Below are 12961 nucleotides of genomic sequence, written 5' to 3'. Positions count from 1 at the left end.
AAATAAAGCGTTGCAGCTTCTCCTAAACTCATTTATTAATTATCTAACTGTCAAAACTTATCATACTGCACAATAGGAACTAATTCTGTTACTGCTACCCGATCAGTATATTTTTCTCCAGGATAAACAGTATTGATACTAATGCTGATGTTATCAAAAGAACTGATGGAAATAGGTGCTATTTCTATTTCTTCCTTATCGCTGTTCTTATCATTAAGTATTACAGAAGTAATCAATCTGCCGTTGTGTTTAATAGAAACTTCTTTTACGCGGGCAAAACTATCCCATAATTGCGGCGATTTACGGTAGCCATTTTTAATGGCAAAGCCCACACATTGCAAGTGCTTGTTTGTATAATCCTGAAGGCTGCTGAATGAAAACCGGATATCCGCATTGGTTCCGGCATTTGCGTTGGTAATCCATGCAGTTTTGTCGTTGTTGTCTAATAGAAAAGCAGGCTTATAGTTGGCATTTTTATCTTGCAGTGAATTATATGCTGTAGCAGTTACAAGGTTGTAAGCATATTGCGTTTGCAGATTACGTGCAGTGGCGAAAGTTACTGAATCGAGCGGATGATTGACCTTATAAAGAATAGTAACGAACAATATAAATATCCCTATCGGGATGAGATTCACCGTTACATGAAGCTTATACTTTTTCCATGCTACAAAGCTGCCGTAAATAGCACCAATTAATAAACCTAGTATTCCCCAAAGAATAAGCGGCGAAATTGCATCTGTAAGCTTTACTAAATTATCTACAAACAGTATTGCTTTGAAGCTGTAACTGCCTACTGTTGCCCTGTAATAATAAACAAATGCAGCAGCAATTATTACTAACAGCAACAAGGAACAACCCGAATTATTTTTTGGTATATTTTCAACAGGTGTGTTTACTTGTTTACGCGCTATCATCCTTCTTCTGAAAACATCAATAATACCTGCGATTAAATAAATAAATGCAATGATAAACAAGACACTGATAATGCCCATCAGGTTGGGTGCGTATTGATAATGCTCTGCTACAAAAAACAGGATGATCATTAAGATAATGGCACGTATAATATGCTTCATATCTTTTCCCATTTTCTGATTAAAAAGATAGCGCCAATTAAACCGCCTGCAAGCAGCACCAATCCTGCAAAATAAGCAACGTAATGTTGAGGCAGGTAAGAATAACTACCTGCTGCTACACCAGCATTAAACCACGAAGGTTGATTTGCCAAAATGCCCGTTATATATCTGATTAACACAAAAAACAAGGCACCAAATAAAGCATATTTCAAAACCTGTATCAAATAAGCTTTAAGCGGAAAAACCACTTTTACCTGCAACGGTATTACCAGGTTTTGAAATGCAGTATCTACGTGTATATTAGTAGTGTAAGTTTTATTTTTAATTAATTGCAAAGCAGCAATCGTTACCGTAAGTAAACAATCCGTTTCACCGTTTTGACTCCAGAAAGTGAAGTAACGATTGTTTAGACTAATGCCATCAATAGGGTTGTCAATATAAATATCTGCCTTAGTAAAGCCGGCACTAACGAGCCGTAAATGAACAGTATAATGTACCGTTCTGCTGCCTTCAACAGATAACAATGTTACTTTTTGCTGGTCGCTTACGAGAATGGGACCGGGTGCATTTTTATCTATAATTTGTATCAGCGCCTGCACAGCAGCCAACTGTTTTTCAGCATCGGTATAAATAGTATAGCCATTAATTATTGCTGACTGTTTGTTATACGCATATACCCATTCCTCTCTGCCACTACCTATAAGCCAGGCCTGTATTTGTCCGCCCATTATAGCTTCGGCTATCTTGCTCCATAAAGAAGCATCTGTTTGCGCTTGCTGCACCAATTGTTCCGGTGAATCAAAACGTAAAGAGCCGATGTAAAAAGGATGAGTATTATTTATTTTATACAAGAACTTTAAAAAGCTGTTGTAATCAAAACCTCCTGTAAGTTTATCTGCATTAATAGCATCTGTTTCATTAAGCCAGATGTGAATATGACCTTTGCTATATTGTTCAGATGCAGCTACAAAAAGTGCATAACCGGTAGCTGTTTTATCAAATAAAGTATTAATGGTAGCAAAGTCCTGACTGTTTAAACGAAATGGTAATTCGCGGTTTAAGCGATACAACACTTTCAAATACCGTTTATCTAAGTTTGGTTCATTCTCTATGATTTTAGAAAACTCATCTGCTTTGGAAGGACTCTTCGTGAGCATTGTTATACTGGGAACGAGATAATTGGTATTGCGCAAAAAGTATCTCGCATCTTCTGGTTTACGCAAAGAAATGTCACCCATTTCTTCCAGCGAATGTGCCATTTCGCCTAACCATTCCACCGCTGTTTTCTCACGTTGGTAGCGTTGCCATGCTTCCTCCGTCATCCAACGGTTTTTGAAGGAGTCGTATTCAAACGCATTTTTTTCGCGCGGTAAAAAGCCTCTCTTTTTTATGTTTTGCAGAATATAATTTTCTACTTTGGGGCGTTGCAAATCCTGCTCCGATGCTGTTACAATTGCATCTGCTTCTTTCCCGGTAATGCTGCCTTTGAGTATGATGGGTTCCAGCAGCTTATCAATTTTATTATAAGGTCGCCAGTCAATAGATTCATATACTTTACGGATTCTGCGCGCCAATTCCGGCCTGCTAATTCCCTGTGCCTCTGCTTCTTTAATAATGTATGGATAATCGGCAATATCTATGTCACCGCCATTCACCAAAATAGCTTCCTTTATTTGTGCATCTATGTGTTCCAATGGTTGCATGTGCAATGATTTTCTGCTTTAACTAAAACTAATCTTAGCAGGATTAACAATCGTCCATTTGCCACCAGCAAGCTTTACAGTGCCCGGTGTATCGGTTTTAATAACTGCATTAGCGCCGGATGGAAAAGAATCGTACTGGCAGGTTTTGCCTAAAAAGTATTGGGCATTAGATAAAGCATAGCGCTGTGCATCGGGGTGGGAAGCCACCTGGTATTCGCCGGTATTATTATTTGGCGCAATGGTCAATTCAAAAATGGTTTCGCCATCAGGCTTGTCCAGCAATTCGGCATTGGAAAAGCCATCACCCATATCGGCATAACGTGCATACTTTATTTTGGCTACAGGTAGTTTGGGCTGTTGAACAGGTAGTTTAGAAGTCGCTTTTTCTGTTATCGCCGGTGCTGCTACAGGCATTGATTTAAGCTCTGGTTTAGGCTGCTGCACTTTCTTTGTTTCAAACGATTTTAGCCGGTCTTCCAACGCTTTTCTATCCAGTTCCGAATCGGCTAAATCTTTCTCCAGTTTTTCTTTCTGCATTGCCATTGCCGATAGCTTTTGCGCCATTTGCTGCAGGTCTATTTCCAATGTGTTTGCTCTGCTTTTATAATGCTTTTTCCTTGCCTGCAGTTTTTTATTTTCCATGAATAAATAAACAGCCGCAGCCAGCAGCACTGCCGTAATTGCATACGGCAGCCAGGTAATTGCAGCAGACAAATTATTGGCTGGTGTGGTGGCATCAAGTATCCAATATTGCATGGCAGTCAATTTTAGATTTTGGTATCCGTAATATACTTTGATAACTGGTATAAAGCATCTTTAAAAGCAAAGAAAAACAACGACTCGGGCAGTACATTTTCTTTATCCTGTGTACGCAAATTATTTAATACTTTGCGATAACTGTCGTACACCAGACCTTCACCGTTATCTATATTGCCATCCCATTTCAAGGTCTCATATACCTGCTTCAGGTTCTTTATTTTGAAGTCGTTTAAGAACTCAATAATGCTTCTGTTGGTTAATGTTTTTTCCAAAAAATTGTTGACATTATTTAATACAGCAACATTGAGCGGGCTGTTAATTTCTTCCACTTCTGAAATCAAAAATTCGTCACGCTTACTCTGAGCAATAGTGTTTAATCTTTCTGTAAGATTAGTTGGTGTTGTTGGATTAAAACCGGGGAGCGTAAACTTAAAGTCGCCTTCGTATTTCTGCTTTTCATCGCTGCCTGCCAATGAATACAACACCGAGCCGTTTGCGGTTATTTCTTTAGGATTATCATTCAAATGAATTTTAAAGCTGTTTTGCAGCGGCAAATCGGTGTAAGCTTTTATAAGCAGCTTAGTAAAATCTTCCAGTTCCGATTCATCGCCGCCGCAAATCATCTTAATGTATTGGCTGCCTTTGCCGGTGAAAGATAAATAACGCGGCAACGGATATTGTTTTGCTTCAATAATTTGTACAATATGATAAATGATAGCGCTGTAATGCAGATACAACAGCAGCGATAGATTAGGATTACCAATCGTTATAGAATCGCTGAAACGGAATTTGGTATCGTATCTAAACAATAAACTGATCAAATCATCGGCAGTAAGATTTGCATTATCTTTTCCATTATTAAAGTATCTTATTTCTTCCGCAGGGTTGATGTTATTGGCTTTTTGATAGATCATGTAATTCTTTATAAAGCCATTGTCTTTCAATTTGCCTTTGTAGCCACTGCCCCATAAATCGTTACCGGCAAAGCGGAAAGAAGTGGTTAAATATTTATCCTGCCGGTTGGCGCCCGCCGATTCCATAAACATCATTACATCGGTAGTGCCGCCGCCAATATCAATGTTTACTGCATTGGCAACATCCTGAATACCACTGCCCGATTTGGTTAAATAAAAATAAGGTGCTACCGATTCGGGTATCGGATCTTCAAGCGTCGCACCACTGTTGCCAAACACTTCTTTAAAAGCGTCTCTCAGCACGTTTCTCAGTAATGTTCTGTTGCCCCGGTCCATACTCAATGGCATAGACCAAACTATTTTTAAATCAGCCAGCTTGCCCCCATTTAAAATAGCTTTTGCTTTTATCTGCCAAAGCAGTTGTTGCAAAAAAAGTTTTACTCTGGCTTTGTTGGTATCATCATTATTATTTTCCAGCAACCACTTGAGATTGGTAGTATAAATAATGTTGCCCTTTGTTTCTTCTTTGTCTATGTAATAGCCAATATTGATATGGCTGAATAAATCAACTTTTGTTTTTTCAATATTGCTGAAGTCCACTACTTCGCCGGTAGCGGTTTTAAATGGAAAAGAAATATCGGCGTTATCTTTTGAGGTAATCACCGCTGGCAAATACTCACGCCGTATAATCAAATCTATTTCGGGAAAGCGACCATAGGTAGCATATTTGATGCTTAAATCGGTGGTGCTGGATGGCTCATTCAGCAACACCATTTGCTGGTCTGCCGGCTCTATTTCAAACGGATGCGGCAATGGCTCACCATTTTCCATCCAGGCTACATGCGTGTTGGAAGTACCAAAATCTATTGCAAAAGTAAAGGAGCGGATAAGCGTGCCTCTGTTGTATGTTCTGCTGCTAAAATCGGGCACCATCAAGCCGCTGCACTGATTTCCTAATTCATCAAAATGATACAATAATTCGGCATAATCAAAAGCAGTTTTCAGCTTGTAAAATTTGGAAGTCGCGGTAGCGCCGGTATCAAACAACGAACGAATGATTGGGTTGCTATCCAACCGTGTTTCATCTGAAGCAAAATCTTTAAAAGAGAAAAAATGCAACGCTACCTGTTCTTTATTTTTATCCTTTTCTATACGGTTTGCAAGCAATATGGTGTAATCATTCAGGTCGCTGTCTGTTACCTGGTAAAAAGGATAAATGCCTACATCGGCACGACATTCTACCACCGTGCCTTTCGCTTTGCTGTAGGTTTTGGCAAATAAAATATCCGGTACGCCTTTACGATTCCGGATGGGCACTTTTAATGCTACTTTTACCTGTCCTTCATCCAGCGTGATCTTCAAATTATTCTTTAAATCTGCTAACGTAAAAAAGTTGAAGTATTCTTTTTTAATGGGTAATAAATACCTGAAATCGCCGCGAAAGCCAGAATAAAATTTTGAACTGTTGATATTGAATGGCATCTCCACTAAATAATCTTCCAGAAAGTCATCTGTTGTTATAAAAGGATACGTAATGGATTGCGAATTACCTTGTGGCAGCCTTCTTTCGTACAGCGGCACATACTTGTGATAAATGTCTTTGATTTTGGTGTTGGAATTCCAGGGCGCATTTTTCTCCATATAATCGCCACTGTAGTTCATGCCATCTACCAGTACCAGTGGCGGTTGCACCGTTTGCACTTCGCCTTTTTCATTCTTTTGCGTGCTGTATTTGTGTACGCTGGCGCGAATTAAAAAGTCACTTACATTTCTTACTTTCTCCTGTTCTTTGCCTTCCTGCTGATGGTAAAAATAAAGCCCGTTGATGGTTAGATATTTATTGTCCACATTGGTCAGCACTTTATCGTATTCGTCATCCATCAGGTTGGTGATGGTGCCATCGTCGTCTGTAGTGTTGACAGTGGTACGGAAATCGGCAAATTCATTGCGCCAGTTGGGGAAGTAAGTATCCACTGTTTTGTTGATGTATTTTCTTAGCCCATCTGCTTTATCAAAAGCTACCTTATTTTGCAGCATGAGCTTATACATATATTCCACAAACACCTTATCCCTTTCGTGTAATGCTCTGTAATCTTCATCAAAGAAAACATCACCATCGGCACTTTGCGGAATGTTTTGGATAGCGCCATCTTTGATGTAACGGCTCCAGTTGGGAGAGGTAAAAACCAACGTTAGCGGCGATGTGCCGCCGAGCAATTTATTCTCATAAAAAATAAGAAAGATACTATCCACCCCGGCAAAGCGCGGGTTGACTTTATCAGAAAAAATCTGGTCTAATGATTTGCCCAATAAATAGTTGGGATGCGATTCACCTTTCCCTTTCAATTTATCTATGTTTTCCCGCACTTTCCATTCTTTAAACCACACTCTTTTGCCCAAACCAATATCCGCATTTTTGGTATTGAAAATTAACTGCAATACATCCAAACAATCTGAAACTAACTGGTGATAAATGGTTCTGCCTTTTAGGTTATTCTTCTGGTCGGAAGCCACGATGTGAAATGCCGTATCAAACAACTCCATGCGCGCCAGCGGCGAAGGAATAGCAGTGCCTGCTTTGGAAGAGCCTTTAGAAAACACAATGTCTTCCACATCAAAACTGTGAGTGTCTATTACCGTGCTGGGTGTCCAGTCTTTTATTTCGTTGGGATTATATCCGGGATATTTTCTGAAGATGTGTGCTGGCATAGGATAATCGTATCGTTTAAATTAACTTATTAATTCAGTTTAAGAGTGTTTCCGCCTTTGCCGTTGCCGGTGTTCTTCACCGGCAGATTTACAATTATTATTGTTAGTGAAGAACACCAACAATGGCGCAAAATCACTCTTAAGCTTTCATGCTGACCAAGGAAGCATCTGTGCTTTGTTTTAAATCAATGCTGAAGACTTATTTTGATTTTACTATTACTCTCAGATGTTTCGCTTTGCTCAGTGTGACAAAAACAACCCTTAATTATTTATAGTAAATGCAAAGTGAACAATATCATTTCCTGTTGTATCTAATGAAAAACTTCCGATGGCAGTTTTTCCAATTTTTTAAAACATTCCTCCGCTATTTCATGCAGCAGTTTAAGGAACCTTTTTTCTCTTTCATTCTCGGGCATTTTCTTCTTTAGTTCATCTTCCAGCTTGCCCAGTCTTTCTTTCAAAAATGCATCTGTAATACCACCATTCGTTACAATACCTAATACTTTTTTTACCTCTATCTGCCTGCCGCGAACAAGCGAATTGAGGTCTGCCAAATCAATATTGAAAGGCTGAAACTTCCGTTCATTCTCCATCATTTCTTTCAGCCATGTTTTATAATGTTTATCAAAAAATGCGGTAAGACTTTGATAGAACGGATCGGAAGTTAATTGATGATTCAGATTAAGCTCTTTATAAAAAGCTTCGTTTTTAAACTCAGGAATTTTTTCAAGATAAATCTTCATCGCATACGTAAACAATGTAAGTGGATAAAGGATAGTGTTCTTTGTAGTATCGTAAAAATGCCGGATGTCTATCAACTGGTCCTCGTGCTGAATGCCAAAATCGAAATAGACGGTTTTATCTTTTGATTTAAGCGCATTGTCTGGCTTGTTGGCAAAATCAATGATGGCAGTAGCACCAATCAATTCAATTAAGTGCGCATTGTTGTGCTGTTCGGCGCCACCTTCTTTGTTTTCGTATTGCTTTAATGGACGGTCCCAAAGCTGGTAAAAAGCATTGATTTTTCCTTTTAAATATTTGGCATAGTAAGTAAGCGCCGCTTCCGTTTTAGCATTAAATCTGTCTGAATTAATAGCACTTTTTTTATCGTCCGTTACATTGAAATAAGGCATCACGGTGAGTGCACCAAATGGGTTAGCGCGGATGCGTTCTTCTTCCTGTAACAGCCGTACCAACTGCGGAAAACCGGAGGAACCGGTGCCACCAAAAATAGAACTGATAATAAAGATGCGATCGTTTTCGCTAATGCTTTTTAGCACATATTGAAATGCTTTGGTAGTAGCCAGATTATTAAACACTACGGTGCCAATATTGGGATTGCCTTTAAAACCTAAGTCAAGACGAAGGTTAAGTTCGGTATGGCTAAAGTTGTCGTGCCCCGGCGGTGTATTATCGTATAATGCTTCTAACAAATCCATCGTTACATCGCCTGCCAGCTCTTCTTTGGGATCAATGTATCTGATAAAAGAAGTCTCTAAATTTTCAAACTGCAGTTGAAAAGAATCATCCGGTTTTTCTGCCCCGCTTATCTCCGAAGTAACGGAACTCAATGTATTCAAATTCACTCCAAAAAAACCATCTTTTACATCTTCGCGGTTGCCGTAGCCGCGCTCGCGTATGAGCTTGTAAGCATCCAAAGCTTTTAGTGTTCTCGTGGTATCTGCATTCTTTGCATCTACATCTATAATAATGGGTATAATCTTATGCGTACCGGTAAGCTGAACACCCGAAGCCAGCAACATCGTAAGCGAACGGATGATTCTTGCGCCGGTACCGCCAATGCCAAAAACATAAACATTTCTTGTCATTCTTATTCGTATTAATCTGTATTAAAAAGGAGTGCGCCTGGCAAAAATGGAAGCTCTTTTAAGAATAACGGAAAAGATAAAAAAGTAAACCGTAGCAACCACCGCATTGATGATGGCAAACTTATACATAAAGGCATCGTAATTCTCGCCGGTAGCACTTTTGGATTGGTCTAAAGCTAAATAAGCTGCAATAGCTATTAAGATAACTAAGGTAATAATCCAATGTGATACTTTGTCCCATACCGGCCGCCAGCGACCCAGCAGCAAATAAAACACAATAGCAAAAACAATAGCATATACTAAGGTGAAAAGCCCTACATACGGATATACATTACTGGCATAAATCGGGTCATCATTTTTTCCGCATAACAGTTCATAAATAGCTGTAAACATGGTTTATTTTTTTATGGGAATATCAATGGAAATAAAGTCTTGATTAGGATTTTGATAAGCCGCACGCACGCCATCCACCAAGTACTCAAAGCCAAAAGTCTTTCCCGAAATGTTAGCTACATTTCTGTCGTCCATGATAGATAACTTTCGGTAAGAGGTATCGTATTGCAACGGTAAACTGAACTGCAGCGCTGCTGTTGGCTTATACACATCCTTAATGTTGATTATAAAAAGGTGCGTACTGTTTGACAGATCGTCCAGTTCATTCTTTTTTAAATCACTTTTATTAATGTCATCGGCTAATAAAATATTGGCAATTGTAAAATCTACATTATCTGTTTTCAATTGCAAGTGCTGACGCAAATAACTGGTGTCCTGCGCATACGGTGGTAATGCCGATAAATCAAGCCCAACTGCCACCTGAACCGACTGTTTTTTTGAAACAGCTACATCCGTTAATGCTTTGCCATCTGTTTCCCACTCACCACTTTTTTTATACCTGAAAAAAATACTGTAATCCGTAATGGATTTATCAAACAATCCAAAGTTTATAGCTAAATCGGGCTTAAAGCTTTCCAGCTTATACAACTGCGCATTAAACTGTTTCAGCAACTCGCGGTTGCCTATTACCCACAAGTAATATGGGCGCACCACCTGTCCTTTTTTGATGGGTATTTTTTCGTTTTGATAAGTATAATAAGTACCATTAAAATCGGACATGAAACCGAATACCGATGCGCACATATTGTTCTTTTGCTGCAGCTTATCAAAGGTGCTGGTGATCAGCGGCTTTAAACCGCCTTCGGCTTTTTCGCGGTTGATTTCTTTATTCGCTTTTACTTCCGCATCAGAATAAGACAATATGCAATCCGACACGAACATCGAAATATCATTCGAGTCGGTTTTATCGGCAATCATCTTAAACATATTTTGCATTTCCGAACTCTTTTCTTTTGCCGTTTGCCTTGTTGCCATTTCACTTATAAATTCTTCGGTGCTGCCGTTGAATGGCGTAATACTATCAGCAATGTAATACTCGTGTACTTTCAGCCTGCCCGAATCTACTTTATGCTCTATGGCTACCAGCAGATTAGGAATGGTTTTTACAAAGTCGGTAGCGCCATTCAGGTAGCCGGCCATGCTGCCGGACACTTCCAGGAAGAAGTTTACTTTATTAATGTGTGGGGAAGCAGCAGGTGTCGCTTTTTCTTCACCATTATCAGAAGTGCAAGCAGCAAGCAGAAATAACAGGCAAATACACAGGAGTTTTTTCATTAACAATGTTTGGTTAAAAATAACAAGCTTTTTTAACTATCCGCACACTTACAGGCAAGTGTAAATTTAAGATACTTGCATTGATTAACGCTGATGTATTCATAATGATTGTATAGGATTACACCAGCGGTAAAGAATTGTGCATTAGTTAACTGCATAAATAGGCAGCAATAACAATGCAGAGAATGTTGTAGTAAGCTTAGAAGAAAGTGATGGTTGGGAAATGACAGTTGACAGGAAATGCCTGTCATTCCACGCAAAGCTGCCTGAGTTCTTTGAGGTGTTAGTGTAGCGCACCCCGAAGAAAATAATAAAGGCAGGTTTCTGATCTGCCTTATATGTATTAATTATTTTATGAATCTGGAGAGCATCCTTATCTCATCCTTCAAAGTGCGCTTCGCTAATATATTGAGGAACATAAGCAAAGCATCCACATACTGCTTCTTGCTGTCAGCTATTATTCTATCAACTGTCATCTTAAAACATGTTATGCAAATACTTCATTATACCTTGCCGGCACGGGGTAGAGATGTTCATACACTTCCAGCAGTTTCATAACGGCTTTTTTTCCATCACTGCCGAGGGCAATAGAATAATCATTTACATACAAATTAATGTGCTGCTTCATCACATCTTCACTCATTTCCTGTGCGTGCGCTTTGATGTAAGGCGTTAAATTTTCGTAGTTGTTTGCAAAAGCATATTGCACGCTTTGCTTTATTAAATCATCTACTTTTTCTATCAGCTCTTTACCCAGCTCACGGCGCATGACAATACCTCCGAGCGGTATGGCTACGCCGGTGTGCTGCTCCCAATAATTCCCTAAATCCAACAGCTTGACTAACCCTTTTTGCATGTAGGTAAAACGGTTTTCGTGAATGATAACGCCAGCATCTACTTTGCCTTCGAGCACGGCATCTTCAATTTCATTAAATACCAAAAAACGCTTGCGTATAATATGCGGAAAAGCCAGTGAAAACAGCATGTGCGCTGTAGTATCTCTGCCGGGAATGGCTACTGTAAAATCCCTTTCTATTATATTTTCTGCACTTTGCTTTGCAATAAGCAACGGACCAACACCCTTGCCCAAAGCACCGCCACTGTTGAGTACAATGTATTCATTCAAAATCATAGGCAGCACGCCATAGCTGATTTTGGATACATCCAACCTTCCCTGCCGCGCCCAGTTGTTCAATGTTTGAACATCTTGTAATTCCACATTGAAAGTGATACCCTGTGTATCTATTTTATTATTCACTAAGGCATCAAAAATAAAAGTGTCGTTGGGGCAGGGACTAAAACCTAATTGTAGTTCCATTTTTTATACACAAATTGTTTTTATGATTACTAAAATTATTTTTTGCATGAATTCTTGGATACACCTGCCGGCAGACAGGGATTGCACGGACTGAAGCACGGATAAGATGAATAACTTTTATTCTATTTTATTCAGCATGTGTAATACCGTTTCATTCAAACTTGCTACTGCTTCTTTTAGCTTCCATTTCGTTTTATCTCTTTCGCCTATATAGTTGGAAATGGCTCTTATTTGTATGAACGGAATGTTGAATAATTGGCAAACATAATGCAGCGCAGCGCCTTCCATGCTTTCTATCTGTGCGTTATACTTTCCTTGCAACATTTTTATCCTTGCCTTTTCTGTGGTGATTTCGTTGATGGTAACGCCGGTTACTTCGGGCAATTGCAGCACATTGTATTTTTCTATTGTTTCATTTACCAAATATTTATCACTAAAAGGCATTTCACCCTTTTGCCGAAAACCCATATCAAATACATCTTTCCATTCACCATTTTCTTGCACGCCGGTATCTCCGAGGCTTTCTTTTTTCACAGCTACCACATTAGCCAGGCCAATATTGCTATCAAAACAACCGGCAATGCCCATTTGAATAATTAAATCGGGCTTGTGCTGTAACACATGTTGCGTGATGCTTACAGCACTTGGCAATATGCCAACTCCGGTGTAAAGAATACGAATGTCATGTCCGTTTGACTGCTTTATCATATCTTCCTTTAATTCCAACCTTGTTGCTGCTGCAATAGTTATCTGCATAATCTGCAAAGGTCGCAGTAATTCATATTTTCACCACCGTTAAAATACTGTATGAAAAAAATACTCTATTCTTTGCAGTTGCGCTTACCGGGTTTGCAGCGCAGGTTGCTGATACGTTGCACGTTCTTCCCCGATAAACAAATACTGGTAAAGACATGGTTCAACAGAGCATTGTATTAGCAGCTAATTGTACAACGATAACTGCATTGTAATGGGTGGCGGCTTTTTAGTA

Annotated in this window: 10 protein-coding genes; 1 reads left to right on the top strand and 9 read right to left on the bottom strand. The window is 39.3% G+C overall.

Features of this window, described 5'->3' with window-relative positions:
- Positions 1-50: 50 nt before the first annotated feature.
- The 9 genes from FC093_RS00435 to mqnB form a co-directional block, all read right to left on the bottom strand.
- Positions 51-1073 (bottom strand): NADase-type glycan-binding domain-containing protein, encoded by a 1023-nt coding sequence (locus FC093_RS00435; RefSeq protein WP_137259768.1) that lies wholly within the window; start codon positions 1071-1073, stop codon positions 51-53.
- A complete protein-coding gene (locus FC093_RS00430; protein ID WP_137259767.1) occupies positions 1070-2776 on the bottom strand; it encodes a hypothetical protein in 1707 nt (568 codons plus the stop codon). The genes FC093_RS00435 and FC093_RS00430 overlap by 4 nt, the downstream gene beginning before the upstream one ends.
- An 18-nt stretch (positions 2777-2794) precedes the next feature.
- Positions 2795-3532: a hypothetical protein gene (locus FC093_RS00425; protein ID WP_137259766.1), complete on the bottom strand. Its 738-nt coding sequence runs from the start codon at positions 3530-3532 to the stop codon at positions 2795-2797.
- Between the two features lie 11 nt (positions 3533-3543).
- Positions 3544-7158 (bottom strand): hypothetical protein, encoded by a 3615-nt coding sequence (locus tag FC093_RS00420; RefSeq protein WP_137259765.1) that lies wholly within the window; start codon positions 7156-7158, stop codon positions 3544-3546.
- Positions 7159-7469: 311 nt separating this feature from the next.
- On the bottom strand, positions 7470-8987 hold the full coding sequence (locus FC093_RS00415; RefSeq protein ID WP_137259764.1) for a hypothetical protein: 1518 nt from the start codon (positions 8985-8987) through the stop codon (positions 7470-7472).
- 21 nt (positions 8988-9008) lie between these two features.
- Positions 9009-9380, bottom strand: a complete 372-nt coding sequence (locus tag FC093_RS00410; RefSeq protein ID WP_137259763.1) for a hypothetical protein — start codon at positions 9378-9380, stop codon at positions 9009-9011.
- 3 nt (positions 9381-9383) lie between these two features.
- The gene (locus FC093_RS00405) at positions 9384-10655 is read right to left on the bottom strand and encodes a hypothetical protein (RefSeq protein WP_137259762.1); all 1272 of its coding nucleotides are present in this window, start codon (positions 10653-10655) and stop codon (positions 9384-9386) included.
- Positions 10656-11142: 487 nt separating this feature from the next.
- Positions 11143-11973 carry a 1,4-dihydroxy-6-naphthoate synthase gene (locus FC093_RS00400; RefSeq protein ID WP_137259761.1) on the bottom strand — a complete coding sequence of 277 codons (831 nt, stop codon included), beginning with the start codon at positions 11971-11973 and terminating at the stop codon, positions 11143-11145.
- 117 nt (positions 11974-12090) lie between these two features.
- The gene (gene mqnB / locus FC093_RS00395) at positions 12091-12729 is read right to left on the bottom strand and encodes a futalosine hydrolase (RefSeq protein WP_137259760.1); all 639 of its coding nucleotides are present in this window, start codon (positions 12727-12729) and stop codon (positions 12091-12093) included.
- A 51-nt stretch (positions 12730-12780) separates the two neighbouring features.
- Between mqnB and FC093_RS24325 the strand changes: the two genes are divergently transcribed.
- A complete protein-coding gene (locus FC093_RS24325) occupies positions 12781-12909 on the top strand; it encodes a hypothetical protein (RefSeq protein WP_262711006.1) in 129 nt (42 codons plus the stop codon).
- The last annotated feature ends 52 nt before the right edge of the window (positions 12910-12961 follow it).

The sequence above is a fragment of the Ilyomonas limi genome, assembly GCF_005233845.1.
In the GTDB taxonomy this organism is placed as follows: Bacteria; Bacteroidota; Bacteroidia; order Chitinophagales; family Chitinophagaceae; genus Ilyomonas; species Ilyomonas limi.
The sequence above is the reverse complement of the archived record's forward strand: the minus strand, read 5'-3'. Positions and strand labels throughout refer to the sequence as shown.